A 23,356-nucleotide genomic window follows, 5' to 3' on the forward strand; every position below is an offset into this window, starting at 1 on the left:
TGGGAGTGCTCCCATCTAGGATACGCACATGTTTGATGTAACGACGAAATCGATGCAGTGGGGCGAGGAAACGCTGACACTGGAATCGGGCAAGATTGCCCGTCAGGCCGACGGTTCGGTGGTTGCCACCCTGGGCGAGACCCGCGTGATGGCCAACGTGACCTTTGCCCGTGAGCAAAAACCGGGTCAGGACTTCTTTCCCCTGACGGTCCACTATCAGGAAAAATACTACGCCGCGGGCAAGGTGCCGGGCGGTTTCTTCAAGCGCGAGGCGCGCCCGACCGAAAAGGAAACGCTGACCGCGCGCCTGATCGACCGGCCGATCCGCCCGCTGTTCGTGCCCGGCTTCAAGAACGAAGTGCTGGTGATGTGCACCGTGCTGAGCCACGATCTCGTCAACGATCCCGATATCGTTGCGATGATCGCCGCTTCGGCCGCGCTCACCATCTCGGGCGTGCCGTTCATGGGCCCGATCGCAGGCTGCCGCGTCGGCTATGTTGATGGCGAATATGTCCTGAACCCGACCGTCGACGACATGCAGGACCTGCGCCTGAACCCCGAACAGCGTCTGGACCTGGTTGTCGCCGGGACCAAGGACGCCGTGATGATGGTGGAATCGGAGGCCTATGAACTGACCGAGGCCGAGATGCTGGGCGCCGTGACCTTTGCGCATGAGCAGATCCAGCCGGTGGTTGACCTGATCATCGCCTTTGCCGAGCAGTGCGCCAAGGAACCGTTCGACTTTACCCCGCCGGATTACTCTGACCTCTACGCCGCCGTCAAAGCCGCCGGTGAAGAGCAGATGCGCGCCGCTTTCGCGATCACAGACAAGCAGGAACGCACCGCAGCCGTTGCCGCCGCGCGCGAGGCCATCAAGGCCGCCCTGACCGAGGAACAGCTGGCAGACGGCAATCTCGGCTCGGCCCTGAAGAAACTCGAAGCCGGCATCCTGCGCGGCGACGTGGTCAAGGGCGGCAAGCGGATCGACGGTCGCGACACCACCACCGTGCGCCCGATCGTGGCCGAAACCGGCCTGCTGCCGCGGACCCACGGGTCTGCCCTGTTCACCCGGGGCGAGACCCAGGGTCTGGTCGTGACCACGCTGGGCACCGGCGACGATGAACAGTTCATCGACGCGCTGCACGGCAATTTCAAATCGAACTTCCTGCTGCATTACAACTTCCCCCCCTACTCGGTGGGCGAGGTTGGCCGCGTGGGTTCGCCCGGCCGTCGTGAGATCGGTCATGGCAAACTGGCCTGGCGTGCGCTTCAGGCGGTGCTGCCGGCGCCGACCGACTTCCCCTATACCATCCGCGTCGTGTCCGAGATCACCGAGTCCAACGGCTCGTCCTCGATGGCATCGGTCTGCGGCGGGTCGCTGTCGATGATGGATGCGGGCGTGCCGCTGAAGTCCGCCGTTGCCGGCGTGGCCATGGGCCTGATCCTGGAAGACGATGGATCTTATGCGGTTCTGACCGACATCCTGGGTGACGAGGACCACCTGGGCGACATGGACTTCAAGGTGGCAGGTACCGAAAACGGCATCACCTCGTTGCAGATGGACATCAAGGTTGCGGGCATCACGCCCGAGATCATGGAGAAAGCCCTGTCGCAGGCCAAGGATGGGCGGATGCACATCCTGGGCGAGATGAACAAGGCGCTGTCGGGCGCTGCCGACTTCTCGGTCCATGCACCGCGCATCGAGACCATGCAGATCCCCACCGACAAGATCCGCGAAGTGATCGGTTCGGGCGGCAAGGTGATCCGCGAGATCGTCGAAGTGTCGGGCGCCAAGGTCGATATCAACGACGATGGCATCATCAAGATCGCCTCGCCCAACGGCGACTCGATCAAGAAGGCCTATGACATGATCTGGTCCATCGTGGCCGAGCCCGAAGAGGGTCAGATCTATACCGGCAAGGTCGTGAAGATCGTCGATTTCGGCGCCTTCGTGAACTTCTTTGGCAAGCGCGACGGTCTGGTGCACGTGTCCCAGATCGAAAACCGCCGCCTGAACCATCCCTCGGATGTTCTGAAGGAAGGCCAGGAAGTGAAGGTCAAGCTCTTGGGCTTTGACGATCGCGGCAAGGTGCGCCTGTCGATGAAGGTTGTCGATCAGGAAACCGGCGAAGAGATCGTGCCGGAAAAGAAAGAGGCCTCTGAGGCGGAATAAGCCTCTGGTCTTGCACAGACGGAAAGGCCCGGACATCCTGTCTGGGCCTTTTCCATTCGGGCCGCGCGTTGGACAGGCGGCGACAGGGAGGTCCGGGATGGATCCGATCGGTTTCGTCATTCATCTGGAACGCGCCAAGGACCGGCGCGCGCAGGCCGAGGCGCTGGTGGCGAAGCTGCCCTATGCCGTGCTTCTGCCTGCGGTCGATGGTGCGGCACTGGCACCGGAGGCGCGAGACCGCGCCTTTCGACCGGGGCTGTTGAAACCCGCTTATCCCTTTGCTCTGCGCCCGGGCGAGATCGGCTGTTTCCTCAGCCATCGTGCCGCCTGGGCCCGGTTGGTCAAGAGCGAAGCAGAGGCTGCACTGATCATCGAGGATGACATGGCGTTGGAGGCAGGGTTTGGTGATGCGCTGGCGCTGGCGCAGCGCCATGTGGCGCAGATGGGCTATATTCAGTTCCAGACCCGCACCCTGACCGCGCCGGCGATAGATCAGCAAGGGCAGGCAGTGCTGATGCAGCCCGATCTGACACCGCTGCGCACCTCGGGCCAGCTGGTAGCGCGCTGGGCGGCGGAACGGCTGCTGGCCCTGACCGAACCGTTTGACCGGCCGGTCGACACGTTCCTGCAGATGCACTGGCATACCGGGTTGCGACTGGGGGTGATCAGCCCGTCGGGCCTGAGCGACCGGACCGGGGCCATCGGCGGCAGCACCATCGGTGCGAATAAGAGCCTGGGTGAACGGCTGACCCGCGAATGGCATCGCGCACGCTATCGTGCGGCGGTGCGGCGGCTGTCACGCGGCTGAAGGCGCCTTAGCGCAGGCGCCATTCCTCCCAGATGAACGAATAGCACCAGGCGCAGTCATGAGTTTCCTCCAGCCGCGCGCAGATCGCCGCGCGGGTGTCGATCAGCGCCGGTTCGAACAGGTGAAACTGCACCTGAAGCCGCGCGATGCGGGGCATCAGCCCGCTCTCTAGCAGGGCGGGCAGCAGATCGTATTCTCCGCCTTCGATATTGACCTTCATCAGATCGACCCTGTCCAGCCCCAGCTCGGCAAAGACTGCGCCGACAGGACGCACCGGCGCCGTGAGCGCGCCACCCTGACCGCCAAAGGCCGAGGAGGCATCGCCATCGTCGCTGAGCGTCAGGGTGCCCTCGGCCCCGCCCATGGCAAAATCATGAACCGATACATTCGGCTGGTCGGCGTACTTCGCCCTCAGCGTATCGGCAAATCGGGGGTGAGGTTCGAACACATGTACTCGCGCCTGCGGCTGAAAGGACAGGATCAGATCGGCCCAGCCACCTTCGAACCCGCCCACATCCAGAACCACCGCTTCGGGGGCAAGATCGTCATAGGTGTGAAACCGCGTCTTCAACGCATTGTCGGCGCGCCAGGCCTTGAGCCCGGCATAATGCTCGGCCTTCCAGGGGTTGCGGCGCAGGTCGAGCCAGCGTTTCAAAGAGGCCATGGCAAAGGTCTTTCTATCGTTGACGGGCGCGGGTCACCCCGCGCCCGCGATGGGCTTAGCCCGGGTTCTTTGCAAACCGCAGATAAGGCAGTTTGATGTCCAGCGCACCGTATTTTTCTTCAGCAGCGGCATTGTCCAGCGCCAGCGCGACGATCACGTCCTGCCCGGTTTCCCAGTTGGCCGGGGTGGCCAGCGGCTGCTGATAGGTGCGCTGAAGCCCATCAAGCGCGCGCAGCACCTCGGCAAAGTTGCGCCCGACCGACATCGGGTAAGTCATCGACAGTTGCAGCTTCTTGTCGGGGCTGATGATGAAGACCGAGCGCACCGTGGCGCTGTCGGCGGGGGTGCGGCCATCGGGCAGATAGGCGTCGGCGGGCAGCATGTCAAAGGCCTTGGAGACTGCCAGACCTTCGTCGGCGATGATCGGAAAGCCGGCGGTGGCGCCGGCAAAGCTCTCGATGTCGCCCTTCCACTTCTTGTGATCCTCGACCCCGTCGACCGAAACGCCGATCACCTTGGTGTTGCGCTTGGCCCATTCATCGGCCAGTTGCGCCACGGCGCCGAATTCGGTGGTGCAGACCGGGGTAAAATCCTTGGGATGCGAGAACAGGATGGCCCAGCTGTCGCCGATCCAGTCATGGAACGCGATGCGCCCCTTGTCGGTATCGGCCTCGAAATTGGGAACGATATCGTTGATGCGCAAACCCATGGGGGATCTCCTTTGCTGTGAATGCGAGTCAGTTGCGCCCAATCTAGCGATTGGTCCGCCCGGATACACCACCCGCGACAAGGTGCCGCCACAAGAAATCTGCGGGACGGCAAAATTTGATCAAATTTTGCGACCACCCCTTGCCGCGCGCTGTCTTGGGTGACACAGTGGCTCCGATTCCCGACCGCCCGGTCGAAAACCGTCTGATCAGGAGAGGCAGACATGATCGAAAAGCGTGATTTCTACATCAACGGGGCCTGGGTTGCACCTGCCGTCAGCAATGATTTCCAGGTCATCAACCCGTCGACCGAAGAGCCCTGTGCCGTCATCTCCCTCGGCTCCGAGGCCGATACCAATGCCGCCGTCGCCGCCGCCAAAGCGGCGCTGCCGGGATGGATGGCAACCCCCGTCGCCGAGCGGATCGCCCTGGTTGAAAAGCTGATCGAGATTTACCAGTCCCGTGGCGAGGATCTGGCGCAGGCGATGTCGCTGGAAATGGGCGCGCCCATCGACATGTCGCGCAGCCAGCAGGTGGGCGCGGGCACGTGGCACCTGAAGAACTTCATCCGTGCCGCCAAGGCGTTTCAGTTCGAGCGCCCGTTGGGCGATCATGCTCCCAATGACCGTATCATCTACGAGGCGGTGGGCGTCGCGGCGCTGATCACGCCCTGGAACTGGCCGATGAACCAGGTCACGCTCAAGGTCGGCGCCGCCGCCATCGCGGGCTGCACCATGGTTCTGAAACCCTCCGAGCAAAGTCCGCTCAACGCGATGATCTTTGCCGAGATGATGGACGAGGCCGGCTTCCCGCCGGGTGTGTTCAACCTCGTGAACGGCGATGGCGTGGGTGTCGGCTCGCAGCTTTCGTCGCATCCCGATATCGACATGGTCAGCTTCACCGGCTCGACGCGCGCGGGCACCGCGATTTCCAAGGCGGCAGCCGATACGCTCAAGAAAGTGCATCTGGAACTGGGCGGCAAGGGCGCCAACGTGATCTTTGCCGATGCCGATGACAAGGCGGTCAAGCGCGGCGTGCTGCACATGATGAACAATACCGGCCAGAGCTGTAACGCGCCCAGCCGCATGCTGGTGCAACGCCCGATCTACGACCAGGCGGTCGAAACTGCCGCCGAAGTGGCCAGCAAGGTCACCGTGGGCAACGCGCTGGACGAAGGCCGCCATATCGGCCCGGTGGTGAACGAGTTGCAATGGTCCAAGATCCAGGACCTGATCCAGAAGGGCATCGACGAAGGCGCCCGCCTGGTCGCGGGCGGTACCGGTCGGCCCGAGGGGCTGAACAAGGGCTATTACGTGCGCCCCACCGTGTTCGCCGATGCCAATAACCAGATGACCATCGCACGCGAGGAGATCTTTGGCCCGGTTCTGACCATGATCCCCTTCGATACCGAGGAAGAGGCGATCGAGATCGCCAATGACACGCCTTATGGGTTGACCAACTATGTCCAGACGCAGGACGCCGCCCGCGCAAACCGCATGGCGCGCGCGCTGCGTTCGGGCATGGTCGAGATGAACGGCCAATCCCGCTCTGCCGGCTCGCCCTTTGGCGGCATGAAACAATCCGGCAACGGGCGCGAGGGTGGCGTCTGGGGGTTGGAAGACTTCCTTGAGGTCAAGGCGATCGGCGGCTGGGCCGCAGAGTAGACCGCAGCATAACATGCCTTCGCCCGCGCGGGTCTTTGCCGTGCGGGCGGGAGCCTCCGGCGGGAGTATTTGCAAACCAGAAAGAAGCAGGAGCGTTTTTGCTTCTTTCTGGTCGGAAATACTCCGGGGGTCTGGGGGCTGGCCCCCAGCTCTGCCCTATGATCCCGGCAGATGCCGGTCGACCATACGCTGAACCATCGGCGCGAAATGGTCAAAATCGGGGGTTTCCATATCGGCTCGCTTGCCGGCCTCGTCCAGATAGCGGACCTGAATGATTGCTTCGATGTTCGGGTTCCTTTCGAACTCGGCCACCTCTTCGGCAGTCATCGGCCCGCCCTGCAACTCCAGCGTATGGACCGAGGCGGGCGACAGGCGCTCGAAATACGCGGGCCTGGTGGCGCAGAGATAGCGTTTCGCGGCCACATGGTACTTCACGCAATCGGTGATCACCGGGGGAAAGAACGGTGCCAGCACCGCCTCGCCCGCATCCTCGTGATGGCGGTCCTCGGTGTCGTCGGGATGATAGGTGCCGAATTCCGATGTGAAATGCCCGATATCATGCAAGAGCGCGCCGACGATGATCTCCTCGGGCAGGCCGTTCTGTTCGGCGATGGTGGCGCCTTGCAGCATGTGCTGGGCCATGGTCACCGGCTCTCCCAGGTATTCCTCGCCGCCGCGGCGGGCGAAGATATCACCAAGGAACGCGACGATGTTGTCGCGGTTGAGAGTTGTGAAATCAGGGTTCATTCCGCGGCCTCCGGCGCGGCGGCCTCCATTGCGGCGAGGGTCGAGAGGAGCCCGTCCTTGTCGGCGTAACACCCTTGCAGCCAGCGCGACCCGGCGCCCGAATAGCCGGTGCGCGCATGCAGGACACGGGTGTTGTCGACGATGAAGCTCTCGCCCGGTTCCAGCTTGAACGCGACCCCCATCGCCGGGTCGTCGATGAACTCGGCCAGTTGACGATAGGCGGCGTAATAGGCCTCCATCTTGTCAAAGGGGATATCCACAAAGGGGGCAGAGGAGCGGTTGTTGAACCGGATCGCCACCAATTGCCCGTCAGGCGACAGTTCGATCATCGGACGGCGCGCCCGCAGGCAGACCCCGTCCGAGCCCCGGTATTCGAACCGGGCCGGATAGCCTGCAAGCAGCGCGAACCCCTCGGGGTTTGCATCCCGCAACCTTTCTGCCGCGCGAAAGCCGTCAACCACGATACTGTCGCCGCCCTCGGCGCTGTTCTCCAGGCAGTAGAGGATTTGCAGCGTCGGCACCGGATCGCGATAGGGGTTGTCGGTATGAGCCTGAAGGCCCAGCCCGGTATAGGCGAGGTTGGTGGGGTTCACCTCGGTCCGCACCTCGAAATAGCGGCCATAATTGGTCTCGCGCACATAACCGAAGAGATCGGCCACCTTGAGCAGCGCGCCGGGTTCGGCGGGGCCGCCGGTCAGCCGGGCAAAGCCGAATTCGGCCACGGCCGCCAGCCAGTCGCGCTTGGCCGCTGGATTGGTGTGCACGGCAGTCCAGTCGGCGCCGGGCGCGGCGATAGCGCTCTCCCAGGTGGTGATGCCGGGAGCGGTCCATCCGATCGGGTAGTCGTGATCCCGGTCATAGGCATGGGCGGCCAGCCAATCCGCCGGAAATGTGACGGTCTTGTTCTCGGGCAAGAAGGTGACCGACAGCGCGTCCCCAGCAAGCGCGGCCGCGCCGATACTCAGATCGGCGGGAATGTCGCCGATGGTGATCAGGCGCTGGCCATTGCCGGGCGCGCGGGTCGTTGGGTCCAGTGCGTTGTCGCGCAGCCAGACGGCGTGAAACCGTGCGGTGGCGCCGTTGGCATATTCAAGGGTGACGATCCGGTCGGTATGGGTGACCTGGCGCAGCATGAGGCCTCTCCTTTGTCGCATATTTGCTGGCTTGAGAGATAGCGCGCCAAATGACATCAAGATAGTTATCCCTTCTTTTGGCTTAGGGTTAGAAATATCTATGAGAAAAACACGCATCGGCTTGCCACCGCTCGACTGGTTGCGGGTGTTTGAAGCTGCTGGCAGGCTGGGCGGGTTCTCGGCGGCGGCGCGGGAATTCGGGTTGACCCAGGCAGCGGTCAGCCAGCGGATCGGCAATCTAGAGGCCTGGCTGGGCCGGGCGCTGTTTGTGCGCGGACCGCGCGGGGTAACGCTGACGGTTGAGGGCGAAAGCTATCTGCCGCTGGTACAGGAAAGCCTGTCGGCGCTGGCCCGCAGCACCGAGGACCTGTTCGGCACCGCGCCGACCGAGTTGCGGGTGGCGGGCCTTGCCTCGCATATCGAGGCGCTGGTGTTGCCGCGCGCGGCGGCATTTCTGGCGGCGCATCCCGGAGTGCGGCTGATGAGTGATTCCGCCGCCCGCCGCGCCGGTCTGGACGAAGAACGGACCTGGTTGCAAATCCGGTTCGGACGTGGTGCCTGGCCCGGGCGCGAGGCTCTGCTGATCGCGCCCGAGATACTGGCGCCGATGGCGGCGCCGGGGCAGGGCTGGGATGCGGGTATCATCGACCTGCGCGGAGAGCGGCCCGGCTGGCGCGACTGGGCGCGCCTGACCGGAGCCATGCCCGAGGCGCAGGCGCGGTTGAGCGTCGATTCCATGGGACATGCGCTGGCGGCCGCCGAACAGGGGCTCGGGGTGGCTTTGGGCTCGCTACCTCTGGCGCGGGCGGCGCTGGGTGCAGGCCGACTCTGCCTGCTGGACGCGCCTCGGCTACCGACGCGTGACGGGTATTGGCTGACCTGGCCCAGCGATCGCCTGACCGCGCGGCGTCAGCGCGCCCTGGTCGAGGGGCTTCTTGCTGTTCTGAGCGGAGAGGGCGGCTAGACACGCATGCGCCGCAACCGGTCCGATATCGCCTGCATCAAACCGCCGATCACCAGGCCCCAGACCGCGGCGCTGAGCCCAAGGATGGTGATGCCCGAGGCGGTAATCAGAAAGGTGGCGGCGGCGGCCTGCCGATAATCGGGCTCTTCCAGCGCCGCCAGCGTCGAGCCGGCAAAGACACCCAGCAGCGCCACGCCCGCAACGGTTCCCAGAACCAGCGCGGGGGCCAGTGCCGCAAATCCGGCGATGACCCCGGCAAAGAGGCCCAGCAGGCAATAGAACAGCCCGCCCATCACCGCCGACCAATAGCGCTGGGTCGGGTCCGGGTGGCTCTCTTCGTTGGCGCACATGGCGGCGGTGATTGCTGCCAGACAGGTGGCCGGAGAGCCGAAGGGTGCCGACAGCATGCTGGCTGCGCCGACCCCGGCCACCAGCGGCGCCGGGCGCGGCTGATAGCCATAGGCGCGCAGCACCGCCAGGCCGGGCACGTTCTGGGTTGCCATGGTGACGATGAAAAGCGGCAGCGCGATATTGGTCAGCGCCTCCAGAGAAAAGACCGGGGTGACCCAGACCGGCGCGGCAATCAGCGTCTCGGGCGCCGGAATGTCAAAGCCCGCGTTGACGGTGACGACCAGCGCCCCGGCGACCACAGCGGCGGGCACTGCAAAGGGGCGGCTGATCTGGCTGACGATGAACCAGGTCAGCAGGATCGGAAGGGCGAGAAAAGGTATCTCTGCCAGTGCCTGAAACGGGCGCAGGCAAAGCGAGAACAGCACCCCCGCCAGCATAGCCTGGGCGATCGGACCGGGGATTGCGGCGGTCAACCGGCTGAGCGGGCGCCACCAGGCCGCGATCACGGTCAATGCGCCCGCCAATATGAACCCGGCCACAGCTCCGCCGAACCCATCCTCGGGCATCGCCGACACCGCCAGCAACGCGGCGCCCGGCGTGGACCACGCGACCGAGACGGGCGACTTGGTCCAAAGGCTCAGCACTATCCCGGTGAGGCCCATCGAGAGCGCCGCGAACATCAGACCCGAGGCCGCTTGCGCAGTATCCGCGCCAACCCCTGCCAGACCCTGCAAGACGATCGGAAACGAACTGAAAAAACCGACGATAGCCACGACGAGGCCGGTCGAGACGGTTTGCAGCGGAGGTCTGGAGGTCATGGAAACTCTCTGTCGCCCTTTGGGCCAATCTTGCCTTGCGGCAGAGAGTGCGGTCTGGGTCGCCGGGTTGCAACCCGGAACGCGCTGGTCAGAAGTCGATGGCGATGCCCTTTTTCTCCCAGTCGCCGTAACGGGCCGGGTCCGGTCCGTCGCGCCCTCCCAGCTCTTTGGGCAGCGGCTTGGCCTCGGCCTCGGCCTTAAGGCGGCGTTCCTCGGCCTCGGCAAGGGCGCGTTGGGCGGCGGGGGGCAGGTCTGTGCGCGGCTCGCTCATGGCTTTGCTGTTCCTTTCGGTCTGGTATCCTGATACACGCCCGCGTCCGCCCTTGGCAATGCGGGCGGATGGTCACAACCGGACGAGGCACCCCATGGCGGACAGCGCGACCCAGGCGCGGCAGAGCGCGATCTATCTGCTCGACCAGATTTTGGGCGAGGGGCGGCTGTTGTCCGAATGCCTCGGCGCCGGGGCGCTGGACCGGTTGCCGCCCGAGGAACGCGCCCGCGCCCAGCGGCTGACGCTTGACACCTTGCGTGGGTTGGAACGTGCCGACCGGCTGCTGAAAACGCATCTGCAAAAGGCGCCGCCGCTGAGTGTGCGCAATGCGCTGCGGTTGGGGACGGTTGAACTGGCCCATGGTGCCGCCGCGCATGGCGTGGTGCATTCAATGGTCGAGATTGTCGGCCGCTCGCGCCGGCACGGGCGGCTCAAGGGGCTGGTCAACGCGGTGCTGCGCAAGGTGGCCGCTGACGCACCCGAGGCATGGGGGCGGCTGCGGGTGCCGCGCCTGCCGCGCTGGTTGCGCGATCCGCTGGTACAGGCCTGGGGCGCGCCTGCCGTCGCGGCGATGGAGGCGGCGCATTTCGCGGGCGCGCCGCTTGACCTGACGTTGAAACCCGGAGCATCCGCGCCGGGGGGTGAGGTGCTGCCAACCGGGTCGGTCCGTTTGCATGATGCGGGGCAGGTCTCGGCCCTGCCGGGCTTTGCCGCCGGAGACTGGTGGGTGCAGGATGCCGCCGCCGCGCTGCCGGTGCGGCTGCTCGCTCCGCAACCGGGCGAGACCGTGCTGGACCTGTGCGCCGCGCCGGGGGGCAAGACCATGCAACTGGCCGCGGCGGGTGCGCGGGTCACCGCGCTCGATATCTCCGAAGGGCGGATGGCCCGCGTGCGCGAGAACCTTGCCCGCACCGGGCTGAGCGCCGAAACGGTGGTGGGCGATGCGCTGGAACAGGGTGGCCAATATGACGCGGTGCTGCTGGACGCGCCCTGTTCGGCCACCGGCACCATCCGGCGCCACCCCGATCTGCCGCTGGCCAAGGACGGCTCCGAATTCGGCGCGCTGATCGAGTTGCAGGCGCAGATGATCGCCCATGCCTGGACCCTGGTCAAACCCGGCGGGCGCATGGTGTTCTGTACCTGCTCGCTGCTGCCGGACGAGGGCGAGGTGCAGGTTGAAGAGGCGCTGACGCTTTATCCCGACATGGCTGTTGACCGCGCCGCGCTGGACCTGCCGGGCATCGACCCCGCCTGGATCACCGAAGAGGGCGGCATGCGCCTGCGCCCCGATTACTGGTCCGAAAGGGGCGGTATGGACGGGTTCTACATGGCGGTTCTGCGCAAGGCGGCCGACGGTCCGGAATAACCGGTGACTTGCGGCGCCGGTGCCGCTATCCTCCGCCACAAACGCCAAAGAGCGTGAGAGGCAGAGCGTATGTCCGGTTCGCATAACATGGCCAGCAGATGGGCGCGGTTCCAGAACCGTCTTTACGCGCGTCTCAGCCAGCGGCACAAATCGGTGCGCGCCTTTGTCTCGCAGCCCGAACCGCGCACCATCGGTTCATATGCGCGCGGGCGACAGCTGGTGGCGGGCAATCTGCTGTTTGCCGGCTATCTGGTCGAATCCCAAAGCAGCGGCCTGTGGGAGGTCGAGGCGCCCAATGGGGCCTTTGACGACGAACGGCAGGGCTTTGCCTGGCTCGACGATCTGGCCGCCGTGGGCGACGTGCGTGCGCGCGAAAAGGCGCAGCGCTGGCTGTGGGGCTGGATCGAGGCGCATGGGCGCGGGCGCGGTTCCGGCTGGACACCCGAGCTGACCGGGCGCCGCGTCATCCGCTGGATCAACCACGCTCCGTTCCTGCTGCGCGGCGTCGAGCCCGAGCAAAGCCATGCTTTCTTTCGCTCGCTGGGACAGCAGACCTGGTTCCTGTCGAAACGCTGGCCCGGCGCCAAGCCGGGTCTGGGCCGGTTCGAGGCGCTGACAGGGGTCATCTATGCCGGTCTGGCGCTGGAAGGGTTGGAGGAACTGGCCGACCCGGCGGTGCGGGCGCTGGCGCGCGATTGCAACAACCAGATCGACAAGGAAGGTGGGCTGCCCACCCGCAACCCCGAGGAGTTGCTGGAGGTGTTTACCCTGCTCAACTGGGCCACCGCAGCGCTGCACGAGGCAGGGCGCGGCGCGCCGCATGCGCAGACCGAGGCAATCGAGCGGATCGCACCGACCTTGCGCGCCCTGCGCCACGCGGATGGGCAACTGGGTCGTTTTCACGGCGGCGGGCGCGGGCTTGAAGGGCGGTTGGATCACGCACTGGCGGCCAGCGGCGTGAAGCCGGTCCATGCCGAGGGGCTGTCGATGGGCTATGCCCGCCTGTCCGGCGGGCGTACCAGTGTCATCGTCGATGCCAGCGTGCCGCCACGCGGCGCCGCCTCCTATAACGCACATGCCTCGACCCTGGCGTTCGAGCTGACCTCGGGGCGCCGCCCGCTGATCGTCAATTGCGGCTCGGGCATCAGTTTCGGGGTGGAATGGCGCCGGGCCGGACGGGCCACGCCGTCCCATTCCACCCTCTGCCTCGACGGGTTCTCGAGCGCGCGCCTGGCCGACCCCGAGCGCGGCACCGGGCTGGAGGCACTTATCGAAGGCCCGACACAAGTGCCGGTCGAGATCTCGGAGATGACGGATGGCATCCGCTTTCAGGGCGGTCACGATGGTTATGCCAAGGTGTTCGGCCTGACCCATGCCCGAACGCTGGAGTTGAGCCATGACGGGCGCGGACTGGCAGGCGAGGACATGCTGCTGGCGATGGACGATGGCGCCAAGCGCCGGTTTGACAAGGCGATGGATGCTTCGGTGCTGGCAGGGGTCGGATTCGACCTGCGCCTGCATCTGCACCCTGAGGTGGACGCGGCGGTGGATCTGGGCGGTGCAGCGGTGTCGATGGCCCTCAAAAGCGGCGAGATCTGGGTTTTCCGCCATGATGGCAAATATAAATTGTCATTGGAGCCAAGCGTTTATCTTGAAAAGACCCGCCTGAAGCCGCGCGCGACAAAACAGATCGTTCTATCCGGGCGCGCAATGGAGTATGCGACCCGCATCCGGTGGACGCTGAGCAAGGCGCAGGACACCGCGATTGCCATTCGCGACCTGAACCGGGACGAACCCGAATTCGACTGATCCGCATAAGGACCCCGAGCAAATGACCGACCTTTCCCCCGTGCGCCGCGCGCTTCTTTCCGTTTCCGACAAGACCGGACTGATCGAGCTGGGCCAGGCCCTCGCCGCGCGCGGGGTCGAGCTGTTGTCGACGGGCGGCACCGCCAAGGCGCTGCGCGATGCGGGTCTGACGGTGCGCGACGTGGCCGAGGTGACCGGTTTCCCCGAGATGATGGATGGCCGGGTCAAGACCTTGCACCCGATGGTGCATGGCGGCCTGCTGGCGCTGCGCGACAATGCCGAGCACGTAGCGGCGATGGAGCAGCACGGTATCGCGGGCATCGACCTGCTGGTCGTCAACCTCTATCCGTTCGAGGCGACCGTGGCCAAGGGTGCCGCCTATGACGACTGTATCGAGAATATCGACATCGGCGGCCCGGCGATGATCCGTGCGGCGTCCAAGAACCACGCCTTTGTCAACGTGGTGGTGGATGTCGCGGATTATGATGCCCTGCTGGCCGAGATGGCGGCCAATGACGGCCAGACTTCCTATGCCTTCCGCCAGCGGTTGGCTCAAACGGCCTATGCCCGCACCGCCGCCTATGACGCCGCCGTCAGCAACTGGATGGCGGGTCAACTGGCGCTGGAGACCCCCCGCCGCCGCGCCTTTGCCGGTGAGCTGAAACAGACCCTGCGTTATGGTGAGAACAGCCACCAGCAGGCGGCGTTCTATATCGATGGTTCGAACCGTCCTGGCGTGGCTACCGCGCGGCAGTTGCAGGGCAAGGAACTGAGCTACAACAACATCAACGATACCGATGCCGCGTTCGAGCTGGTGGCCGAATTCGCGCCCGAGAACGGTCCGGCCTGCGCGATCATCAAACACGCCAACCCCTGCGGCGTGGCGCTGGGCGCGACCCTGTCCGAGGCCTATCAGAAAGCGTTCGACTGCGACCGCACCAGCGCCTTTGGCGGGATCGTGGCGTTGAACCAGCCGCTGGACGCCGAGACCGCTGGCAAGATCGTCGAGATCTTTACCGAGGTGGTGATTGCTCCTGGTGCCAGCGAAGAGGCGATCGCGATCTTTGCCGCCAAGAAGAACCTGCGCCTGCTGCTGACCGACGGTCTGCCCGATCCGCGCCAGCCCATCGTGGCGATGAAACAGGTGGCCGGCGGCATGCTGGTGCAGGACAAGGATGTGGGCCATGTCGATCTGGCCGACCTCAAGGTGGTGACCAAGAAGGCCCCGTCTGACGCTCAGATGGCCGATCTGCTGTTTGCCTGGAAGGTCGGCAAGCATGTCAAGTCGAACGCCATCGTCTATGTCAAGGACGGCGCCACCGTGGGTGTCGGCGCGGGTCAGATGAGCCGGTTGGACAGTGCCAATGTGGCCGCCGCCAAGGCGCAGCGCATGGCGACCGAACTGGGCCTGCCCGAGAGCCCGGCCAAGGGCTGCGCCGTGGCTTCGGACGCGTTTTTCCCGTTCCCCGACGGTTTGCTTGAGGCGGCTGCGGCAGGGGGCGCTTGCGTGATCCAGCCCGGCGGCTCGATGCGCGACGACGAGGTGATCAAGGCCGCGGACGAGGCGGGTCTGGCCATGGTCTTTACCGGCATGCGCCATTTCCGGCACTGATGCGCGCCCGGCTCCTCTTCTGGTCCGCCTTCTGGGCCTTTCTGATCGACCAGATCAGCAAATACCTGGTCGTGCACGTGATGGACGTGGCCCATCGCGGCAGCATCGAGGTGCTGCCGCCGTTGCTGACATTTCGCTATGGCGAGAATCGCGGCATCAACTTTGGCCTTTTTCAGGGCGACGGCGATGCCTCGCGCTGGATACTGATTGGCCTGTCTCTGGCGATCTGTGCAGTCGTGCTGGTCTGGTTGTCGCGCGGGCGGTCGTCGCGGTGGATGCTGATCGGAGGCGGGTTGCTGATCGGCGGTGCGCTCGGAAACGTGATCGACCGGCTGGTCTATGGCTATGTCCTCGATTTCCTCAACATGTCCTGCTGTGGTATCGACAACCCCTATGTGTTCAACGTGGCCGATATCTTTATCTTTGCCGGTGCGGCGGCGCTGATCCTGATGGATGGCAAAAAGCCCTCGTGACGGGGGCGCGGATATGCGATAAAACCCGACGAAACAGGCAGGAGATGACCATGCGCGCGCCGCTGGCTTTGATCGTGATCGCGACCGCCCTGGCGGTATCGGGCTGCTCCAGCAAGGGGCTGCGCGATATCCGTTCGCAGGGGACCGGACCCGACGAATTCGCCATCATGCCGGTGAAGCCCTTGACCCAGCCCAAGGATTTCAACGTGTTGCCCGCGCCGACGCCGGGTGGCGCCAACCTGACCGATCCGACGCCCGCCGCCGATGCGGTGGTGGCGCTGGGCGGCAAGGAGACCGCGCTGCAACCGGGTGGCGGCATTCCTGCCTCGGATCAGGCGCTGGTCAGTGCCTCCAGCCGCTATGGCGTCCCCGCCAATACGCGCACCGCGCTGGCCACCGAAGACGCCGAATTCCGCAAGCGTCAGGGGCGCTGGACCCGTATCCGGCTGTTCCCGGTCGATCGCTATGAGCAGGCCTATCGCAAGGAAGCGATCAACCCGTTCAACCAGAACGAGCGCTTCCGTCGGGCCGGGGCCGCGACGCCCTCGGCGCCGCCGGAAAGTGAATAATCCTTAATTTTACGTCAGCGCGTCTTGAACCTTGCCGGGCCTGCCGTAGGTTGTCGGTTAGCGATACGGAGGATGCGCATGGTCCGGGCTTTTGCTCTTGTTGCCGCTCTTGTCTCGGCTGCGCCGCTCTGGGCGGCGCCCGAGGGACGAGAGGCGGTCACCACCTTTACCCTGCAAAACGGTATGGATGTCGTCGTGATCGAAGATCACCGCGCTCCTGTGGTACAACAGATGGTCTGGTATCGGGCCGGATCGGCGGACGAGCCGGTCGGTTCCTCTGGGGTGGCACATTTCCTCGAACACCTGCTGTTCAAGGCAACCGATACGATGGAGGCTGGTGAACTGTCGGCGACAGTGGCGGCCAATGGCGGCACCGACAACGCCTTCACCTCTTATGACTATACCGCCTATTTCCAGCGGGTCGCAGCCGACCGGCTGGAGTTGATGATGCGGATGGAGGCGGATCGGATGCGTAACATCCGCCTGACAGAACGCGATATCGAGACCGAGCGCGACGTGATCCTGGAAGAGCGCAACCAGCGCACCGAGAACAACCCGCGCGCCCTGTTCGGCGAACAGATGGACGCGGCCCAGTTCCTCAACCACCGCTATGGTGTCCCGGTGATCGGCTGGAAACACGAGATGGAAACGTTGGACATGCAGGATGCGCTGTCCTTCTACCGCACCTATTACGCGCCCAACAACGCCATCTTGATCGTGACCGGCGATGTAGAGCCCGAGGCGGTGCGCACCCTGGCCGAGACCTACTACGGCGTGATCCCAGCTAACCCGGACCTGCCCGAGAGGTTCCGCAGCCAGGAACCGCCGCAAACCGCCGCGCGGCGCTTGACGTTCAAAGATGCGCGGGTGGCGCAACCCTATGTTCACCGGTCTTATCTCGCGCCCGAGCGTGATGCTGGCGCTCAGGAGACGGCCGCCGCACTTTATCTGTTGGCCGAACTGCTGGGCGGGGGCACCACGTCCTACATGAACGAAAAACTTCAATTCGACAGTCAGACGGCGATCTATACTGGTGCGTTCTATAATGGGTTGTCACTGGACGACACGACATTTGACATGATCGTGGTGCCGGCACAGGGCGTGTCCCTGACACAGGCCGAAGCGGCTATGGACAAGGTATTGGTGGATTTTATCTCAGAAGGGGTAGATGCCGATGACCTCGAACGGATCAAGATGCAGTTGCGCGCGGCTTTGATCTATGAGCGCGACAATGTCGACGGGATCGGAAATCGCTATGGCGCGGCGCTGGCCAGCGGCCTGACCATCGCCGATGTGCAGGCCTGGCCCGATGTTTTGCAGGCCGTGACTGGTGACGACATCATCGCCGCCGCGCGCGCGGTGCTGCGGCCCGAGGCATCGGTGACGGGTTGGTTGACCAATGTCGAGGAGGTGACCCAATGAGGGCGTTTGTTGCAGCATTGACGGTGCTGGTCTTGGCATTGCCGGCCTGGGCCGAAGTCAAGATCCAGGAGGTGACGTCACCTCAGGGTCATAACGCCTGGCTGGTCGAGGATCACTCTATCCCGTTCACCGCACTCGAGATCTGGTTTCGCGGCGGTACCTCTCTAGATGCGCCGAGCAAGCGGGGCGCGACCTATCTGATGACCGGCCTGATAGAGGAAGGGGCGGGTGATCTGGATGCGCGCGCCTATGCTCGGCGCCTGGAGGAGCTGGCGGCGTCGTTCGGCTTCGACGTCAGCGATGATACGCTCACCATTTCAACTCAGTTCCTAACAGAAAACCGAGATCAGGTAATTGACCTGCTGCGGACAACCTTGCATGCGCCCCGATTTGATCCGGACGCTATAAACCGGGTGCGCGCCCAGGTATTGTCCGGACTGCGTTCGGATCAGACCGACCCGCACCGCATCGCAGGCGCGTCGATGTCCGAAGCTGTCTATGGTGAGCATCCTTACGCAACCGAAGGCAAGGGTACGATCGATAGTGTCTCGGCGCTGACGCGGGACGATATTGTAACGGCCTTCAGAGGCGCGATTGCCCGTGATAGGGTCTATGTCGGCGCGGTCGGCGACATCTCGGCGGAGGAGCTGAGTGTGCTGCTTGACCAGTTGCTGTCCGACTTGCCGGAAAAAGGGGTTCCGATCCCGAACCGAGCGCAGGTGACTATTCCCGGACCGGTACGGGTGGTCGATTTCGATACACCGCAGTCGGTGGCACTGTTCGTCCAGCAGGGGATCGACCGTAGCGATCCCGATTTCTTTACCGCCTACATCCTGAATCATATTATTGGTGGAGGCGGTTTTGAGAGCCGACTGATGCAGGAGGTGCGCGAGAAGCGTGGTCTGACTTACGGTGTATACTCGTATCTGCTGCCCAGAGAGTTGGCTTCGGTCTATATGGGGTCTGTGGCCTCGGCCAATGACAAGATCGCCGAGGCGGTGTCCGTCATACGCGATGTCTGGCGGGATGTGGCGGTTAATGGTGTGACGGCCAAGGAACTGGAGGATGCCAAGACGTATCTGACAGGTGCTTATCCGCTGCGTTTTGACGGCAATGGACGGATCGCCAATATCCTGGCCGGGATGCAGATACAGGGTCTGCCGATTGACTATATCGCCACCCGCAACGACCAGGTGAATGCGGTGACGCTGGAAGAGATCAATACCTTTGCTGCCGAATTCCTCGACCCCGAAGGATTGAGTTTCACGGTCGTGGGCAAGCCTGTGGGGCTGGAAGGAACCAACTGACCTCTGGCGCATCGGGCGCGGCGGGGCCGTTTTCCGGCTCGGAAAACGGGCCGGAAAACACATGTTTTCCGGCCGCCTGCCTTGCGGGAGACGCGCCCGCTCAACTGCGCTTTGGCATCGTGCGCAGCATCTGGCCGATCATCTGACCCGCCCGGCCCGAGCCACGCTGATAAAGTGCGCCGTCGACCGACAGCACCGTGCCGCTGATATAGGCGGCCATGTCCGAGCCTAGGAACAGGCAGGCATTTGCCACATCCTGCGGCTGACCCCAGCGACCCAGCGGAACATCCGCCTTGAAGGTCTTCTCCGCCTCGGGGCTTGGTGCCAACCGTCTGGCGCCCTCTGTTCCCTCGATAAAGCCGGGCACGACCGAGTTCACGCGGATCCCCTCGGGCCCCCATTCCAGGCTCAGCGTGCGGGTGATCTGGTCGACGCCCGCCTTGGCGGCGCAGACATGCGCCTGCCCCTCGTAGGGCAGCCAGGATTGCGGCGCCGAGATGTTGATGATGCTGGCGCCGGGGCGTTTCAGATGCGGATAGGCGCCCTTCATCACATGCACGGTGCCCATCAGGTCGATGTCGATCACCGTCTTGAAGGCGTTGATCGACATGTCCGCCGTCAGCGCAGGAAAGTTGCCCGCCGCGCCCGAAACCAGCACATCGAATTCACCCAGTTGATCGCGGAACCCTTGCAGACCCTTGGCCACCGCCTCGGCATCGCGCACATCGAAGGATGCGCCGAGGGCCTCTTGCGCCCCTGCGGCGCGCAGTTCGGTCACGGTGTCGTCCACCTTGTCCTGACTGCGACTGGCCACGGCCAGCCGCGCGCCGGCCCGGGCAAAGGCTAGCGCGATGCCGCGGTTGATGCCGCTGGTGCCGCCGATCACCACGACGGTCTTGCCGGTGAAATCCATGTAGAACCTCCCTTGGACAGGGATGCCCTATTCTCCGTAGGGCACCCAGATGTTCTTGATCTCGGTCGCAGCCTGAAGGAACCGCTTGCTGTGGTCCACGCCCCAGTCAAGGGACGTTGCGTTATTGACCCAGGTCCGTTTCAGGTTCCCTGCCGCCGCCTTTTCGATCTCGGCCGACAGGTCGGTCGAGGAAAAGGACCAGACCGCATCCACGTTCAGGTGCGACGCCAGCGGTTTGGCCAGCTCCGCATGGCAGCCGGTCAGGATATTGACCACGCCTGCCGGCACGTCCGAGGTGTCGAGGATCTGGTAGAAATCGGTGGCCGCCAGCGGATAGGGCTCGCTTGCCGCTAGCACAACGCGGTTGCCCATCGCAATCGCGGGCGCCATGACCGAGACAAGGCCCAAGAGAGGCGCCTCGTCCGCGCAAAGCGCGCCGATCACGCCAACCGGTTCCTTCATCGCCAGCGCCACGCCCCGGATCGGCACGCCATGCACCTGCCCGTCATATTTGTCGGCCCAGGCGGCGGCGGTGAACAGGCGCTGGATGCTGGCCTCGACCTCTTGCGCCCCGCCGCGCTTGCCGGTCATCGCGTCGATCCGATGGGCGAATTCGGCGGCCCGAGCCGACAGGTTTTCGCCGATGTAATAGAGGATCTGCGCGCGCAGATGGCCTGTGGCCTTTGCCCACCCAGTTGCGCCTGCGGCCGCCTCGACCGCGTTGCGCACATCCTTGCGGTTGGCAAGGCCGACATGGCCCAACAGGCCGGATTTGCCCCAGACGGGTCGGGAATAGCCACCATCGGGCCGCGCCTGCTTGCCCCCGACATAGAGTTTCGCCGTGCGGTCGATCGGGTCAACCGGTGTACCGTGACCGGTGGCGGGCTCGATCCGGGCCAGCGCCTTGCGCTTGCCCTTGGGCCGGGTATAGGCGGTCAGCCCCTCCCACCCGCCTTCGCGGCCAAAGCCGCTTTCGCGCACACCGCCAAACCCGGCGGCGGCATCAAACAGGTTGGTGGCATTCACCCAGACCACCCCCGCCACCAGCTTCGGCGCGATGTCGAGCGCCAGATTCACATTCTCGGTCCAGACCGTGGCGGCCAGCCCATAGCGGGTGTTGTTGGCCAGTTCCACCGCCTCGGCCGGGGTGCGGAAGGTGGTCGAGACGAGGACGGGGCCAAAGATCTCCTCCTGCATCAGCGGGTCGCTGGTCGAAAGCCCGGTGATCAGGGTCGGTGGGTAATAGCAGCCGTTTTCGGGCAGGGTGCAGGCGGTATGGTGCACCTGTCCGACCGTGTTGCTGGCGACCATCCGCTCTATGGTCTGCAACTGCACCGGATCGACCACCGCGCCGACGTCGATGCATTTGTCGAGCGGATTGCCCAGGCGCAACCCATCCATCCGGGCGCGCAGCTTGGTGTGGAAGCGGTCCGCGATGCCCTCTTGCACCAAGAGGCGCGACCCGGCGCAGCAGACCTGGCCCTGGTTGAACCAGATCGCATCGACCAGCCCCTCGATGGCGCTGTCAATATCGGCATCGTCAAACACGATATAGGCGGACTTGCCCCCCAGTTCGAGCGTCAGCTCCAGCCCCCGCCCGGCAGTGGCCTCGCGGATGCGGCGCCCCACGGCGGTGGAGCCGGTAAAGGCGATCTTGTCCACATCCGACGCCACGATCATCTCGCCCACGGCGCCGTCGCCGGTGACGATGTTGACGACGCCCTTGGGCAGACCCGCCTGCTGGCAGATATCGGCAAACAAGAGCGCGGTGAGCGAGGTGTACTCGGCGGGTTTCAGCACCACGGTGTTGCCCATGGCCAGCGCCGGGGCAACCTTCCACGCCAGCATCAACAGGGGGAAGTTCCACGGGATGATCTGACCGCAGACGCCCAGTGGCTCGGCTTCAGGCAGCTCACTTTCCATCAACTGCGCCATGCCCGCGTGATAGTAGAAATGCCGCTGCGCCAGGGGGATGTCGATGTCACGGCTCTCGCGAATGGGCTTGCCGTTATCCAGCGTTTCCAGCACGGCAAACAGGCGGCTGTGTTTCTGCATCAGCCGCGCAATGGCATAGAGGTACCGCGCCCGGCCCGCGCCACCGAGTGCGGCCCACTTGGGCTGCGCTTTGTGGGCGGCGGCAACGGCGGCATCGACATCGGCCTGGTTCGCCTGGGTCAGGGTGGCCAGGACCTCGCCGGTGGCGGGATTGCGGCTGTCGAACCCGTCGCCCGGCGCGGTAAAGGCGCCGTCGATGAAATGGCCGAACCGGTCGCCCTGATCGACCAGCCAGGCCAGCGCCTCGGCGGCGCTTTCGGGGGCGGGACCGTATTCCATGGTGTCGAAGAGTTCCTTTATGGTCATAGCGGTGTCCTCGGTATCCGGGGGCCGTTTTCCGTCACGGAAAACGGGCCGGAATTTTTTCAAAATTCCGGCGCCTGTCGCGCCGGTCAGCCCATGGGATGGCGGTAGCCCGCCGAATAGGCGCCGGTCACGTGATGTTCCAGTTGCCGTTCGATATCGCCCAGCAGCGACGATGCGCCAAAGCGGAACAGGTCCGGTTGCAGCCAGCGGTCGCCCAGTTCGTCCTTGATCAGCGCCAGATAGACCAGCGCGTCCTTGGCCTTGGAAATGCCCCCGGCGGGCTTGTAGCCGACCCGGTATCCGGTGCGATCGTAATAGTCGCGGATGGCGCGGATCATCACCAACGAGACGGGCAGGGTGGCGTTGACGCTTTCCTTGCCGGTCGAGGTCTTGATGAAATCCGCCCCCGCCATCATGCAGACCAGCGAGGCGCGCGCCACGTTGCGCAGGCTTCCCAGCTCTCCGGTTGCCAGGATCGCCTTGACATGGGCATGCCCGCAGGCCTCGCGAAAGGCCTTCATCTCGTCATAAAGCGCCTGCCAGTCACCGGTCAGCACATGCCGGCGCGAGATCACGATGTCGATCTCCTCGGCGCCCGCCGCGACGCTTTCGCCAATCTCGGCCACGCGCAGGTGAAAGGGCGACAGACCCGCCGGGAACCCGGTGCTGACGGCGGCCACCGGGATACCCGAACCGCGCAGCGCCTCGACCGCCGTTGTGACCATGTCGTGATAGACACAGACCGCGCCGGTGGTGATCGGCCCCATGCCCATCGCCTCCAGCAGCGCGGGCGCAACCGGTTGCCGCGCCTTGGCGCAGAGGCGCCGCACCCGGCCCGCCGTGTCGTCGCCCGACAACGTGGTCAGGTCGATCATCGTGATCGCTTTCAACAACCAAGCAGCCTGATAATCCTTTTTCACCGAGCGCCGTCCGGGCAGCGTTGCCGCCCGCCGCTCGATCGCCGAGGTATTGGCCTGCACCGCGCGAACCCAGTCGAGGTCCAGCTCCATGCCGGGGTTTCGCGGCTCGGTTACTTGCGGCAGATGCGCGGTGCGCTCAAGGCTCTGCGTTTCCATCTTCACATCCTTTGGGAGGTTCCCGGCCAAGGTCGCATGACCTGCGACAGAATGGCAAGCGGAGGCAGGTGGGTCGCGGCGTCAAAATTTTACCTTTCGGACAAAATCTTCCTTTCTTGCGAATAATTCTCAATTGCGTTGACTTAGT

Annotated in this window: 20 protein-coding genes; 11 read left to right on the forward strand and 9 right to left on the reverse strand. The window is 64.6% G+C overall.

The window, feature by feature from the left end; all coding sequences use genetic code 11:
- The first annotated feature begins 28 nt into the window (after positions 1-28).
- Both pnp and AC2FNY_RS11895 read left to right on the forward strand, forming a co-directional pair.
- Positions 29-2,173 carry a polyribonucleotide nucleotidyltransferase gene (gene pnp, locus AC2FNY_RS11890; RefSeq protein ID WP_496802571.1) on the forward strand — a complete coding sequence of 715 codons (2,145 nt, stop codon included), beginning with the start codon at positions 29-31 and terminating at the stop codon, positions 2,171-2,173.
- 97 nt (positions 2,174-2,270) lie between these two features.
- Positions 2,271-2,981: a glycosyltransferase family 25 protein gene (locus AC2FNY_RS11895; protein ID WP_496802572.1), complete on the forward strand. Its 711-nt coding sequence runs from the start codon at positions 2,271-2,273 to the stop codon at positions 2,979-2,981.
- Positions 2,982-2,988: 7 nt separating this feature from the next.
- Here AC2FNY_RS11895 and AC2FNY_RS11900 read toward each other — a convergent pair whose 3' ends face one another.
- Positions 2,989-3,645 (reverse strand): FkbM family methyltransferase, encoded by a 657-nt coding sequence (locus tag AC2FNY_RS11900; protein ID WP_496802573.1) that lies wholly within the window; start codon positions 3,643-3,645, stop codon positions 2,989-2,991.
- Positions 3,646-3,700: 55 nt separating this feature from the next.
- The gene (locus tag AC2FNY_RS11905) at positions 3,701-4,354 is read right to left on the reverse strand and encodes a peroxiredoxin (protein WP_234163152.1); all 654 of its coding nucleotides are present in this window, start codon (positions 4,352-4,354) and stop codon (positions 3,701-3,703) included.
- Between the two features lie 222 nt (positions 4,355-4,576).
- Between AC2FNY_RS11905 and AC2FNY_RS11910 the strand changes: the two genes are divergently transcribed.
- Positions 4,577-6,016 carry an aldehyde dehydrogenase family protein gene (locus tag AC2FNY_RS11910; protein WP_496802574.1) on the forward strand — a complete coding sequence of 480 codons (1,440 nt, stop codon included), beginning with the start codon at positions 4,577-4,579 and terminating at the stop codon, positions 6,014-6,016.
- A gap of 156 nt (positions 6,017-6,172) precedes the next feature.
- On the opposite strand, the gene tmpB is transcribed toward AC2FNY_RS11910, so the two are convergent.
- Positions 6,173-6,763: a (R)-1-hydroxy-2-trimethylaminoethylphosphonate oxygenase gene (gene tmpB / locus AC2FNY_RS11915; protein ID WP_496802575.1), complete on the reverse strand. Its 591-nt coding sequence runs from the start codon at positions 6,761-6,763 to the stop codon at positions 6,173-6,175.
- Positions 6,760-7,896 (reverse strand): 2-trimethylaminoethylphosphonate dioxygenase, encoded by a 1,137-nt coding sequence (gene tmpA, locus AC2FNY_RS11920; protein WP_496802576.1) that lies wholly within the window; start codon positions 7,894-7,896, stop codon positions 6,760-6,762. Before tmpA ends, tmpB begins: the two co-directional genes overlap by 4 nt.
- Before the next feature lie 100 nt (positions 7,897-7,996).
- Here tmpA and AC2FNY_RS11925 point away from each other — a divergent pair, with 100 nt between their 5' ends.
- A complete protein-coding gene (locus tag AC2FNY_RS11925) occupies positions 7,997-8,860 on the forward strand; it encodes a LysR family transcriptional regulator (protein WP_496802577.1) in 864 nt (287 codons plus the stop codon).
- On the opposite strand, the gene AC2FNY_RS11930 is transcribed toward AC2FNY_RS11925, so the two are convergent.
- Both AC2FNY_RS11930 and AC2FNY_RS11935 read right to left on the reverse strand, forming a co-directional pair.
- Entirely contained in the window at positions 8,857-10,029 is a 1,173-nt protein-coding gene (locus tag AC2FNY_RS11930; protein WP_496802578.1) for a benzoate/H(+) symporter BenE family transporter, read from the reverse strand. The genes AC2FNY_RS11925 and AC2FNY_RS11930 overlap by 4 nt on opposite strands.
- A gap of 88 nt (positions 10,030-10,117) precedes the next feature.
- Entirely contained in the window at positions 10,118-10,300 is a 183-nt protein-coding gene (locus AC2FNY_RS11935; RefSeq protein ID WP_234176779.1) for a DUF1674 domain-containing protein, read from the reverse strand.
- A 94-nt stretch (positions 10,301-10,394) separates the two neighbouring features.
- Between AC2FNY_RS11935 and AC2FNY_RS11940 the strand changes: the two genes are divergently transcribed.
- From AC2FNY_RS11940 to AC2FNY_RS11970, 7 genes are all read left to right on the forward strand, one after another.
- A complete protein-coding gene (locus tag AC2FNY_RS11940) occupies positions 10,395-11,666 on the forward strand; it encodes an RsmB/NOP family class I SAM-dependent RNA methyltransferase (RefSeq protein WP_496802579.1) in 1,272 nt (423 codons plus the stop codon).
- A gap of 69 nt (positions 11,667-11,735) precedes the next feature.
- Complete coding sequence (locus AC2FNY_RS11945) at positions 11,736-13,475, forward strand: heparinase II/III family protein (RefSeq protein ID WP_496802580.1); 1,740 nt, start codon at positions 11,736-11,738, stop codon at positions 13,473-13,475.
- 22 nt (positions 13,476-13,497) lie between these two features.
- Complete coding sequence (gene purH / locus AC2FNY_RS11950; protein ID WP_496802581.1) at positions 13,498-15,087, forward strand: bifunctional phosphoribosylaminoimidazolecarboxamide formyltransferase/IMP cyclohydrolase; 1,590 nt, start codon at positions 13,498-13,500, stop codon at positions 15,085-15,087.
- A complete protein-coding gene (gene lspA / locus AC2FNY_RS11955; RefSeq protein ID WP_496802582.1) occupies positions 15,087-15,560 on the forward strand; it encodes a signal peptidase II in 474 nt (157 codons plus the stop codon). Before purH ends, lspA begins: the two co-directional genes overlap by 1 nt.
- A 50-nt stretch (positions 15,561-15,610) precedes the next feature.
- Complete coding sequence (locus tag AC2FNY_RS11960) at positions 15,611-16,129, forward strand: DUF3035 domain-containing protein (RefSeq protein WP_234144373.1); 519 nt, start codon at positions 15,611-15,613, stop codon at positions 16,127-16,129.
- Positions 16,130-16,207: 78 nt separating this feature from the next.
- On the forward strand, positions 16,208-17,551 hold the full coding sequence (locus AC2FNY_RS11965) for a M16 family metallopeptidase (RefSeq protein ID WP_496802583.1): 1,344 nt from the start codon (positions 16,208-16,210) through the stop codon (positions 17,549-17,551).
- Positions 17,548-18,858 carry a M16 family metallopeptidase gene (locus AC2FNY_RS11970; protein WP_496802584.1) on the forward strand — a complete coding sequence of 437 codons (1,311 nt, stop codon included), beginning with the start codon at positions 17,548-17,550 and terminating at the stop codon, positions 18,856-18,858. Before AC2FNY_RS11965 ends, AC2FNY_RS11970 begins: the two co-directional genes overlap by 4 nt.
- A 100-nt stretch (positions 18,859-18,958) precedes the next feature.
- On the opposite strand, the gene AC2FNY_RS11975 is transcribed toward AC2FNY_RS11970, so the two are convergent.
- The 3 genes from AC2FNY_RS11975 to deoC form a co-directional block, all read right to left on the reverse strand.
- The gene (locus AC2FNY_RS11975) at positions 18,959-19,771 is read right to left on the reverse strand and encodes an SDR family oxidoreductase (RefSeq protein ID WP_496802585.1); all 813 of its coding nucleotides are present in this window, start codon (positions 19,769-19,771) and stop codon (positions 18,959-18,961) included.
- A 27-nt stretch (positions 19,772-19,798) separates the two neighbouring features.
- Entirely contained in the window at positions 19,799-22,132 is a 2,334-nt protein-coding gene (locus tag AC2FNY_RS11980) for an aldehyde dehydrogenase family protein (RefSeq protein WP_496802586.1), read from the reverse strand.
- 86 nt (positions 22,133-22,218) lie between these two features.
- Positions 22,219-23,208, reverse strand: a complete 990-nt coding sequence (gene deoC, locus AC2FNY_RS11985; protein WP_234182675.1) for a deoxyribose-phosphate aldolase — start codon at positions 23,206-23,208, stop codon at positions 22,219-22,221.
- Between the last annotated feature and the right edge of the window lie 148 nt (positions 23,209-23,356).

The sequence above is a fragment of the Ruegeria sp. BHSC223 genome (assembly GCF_059613025.1).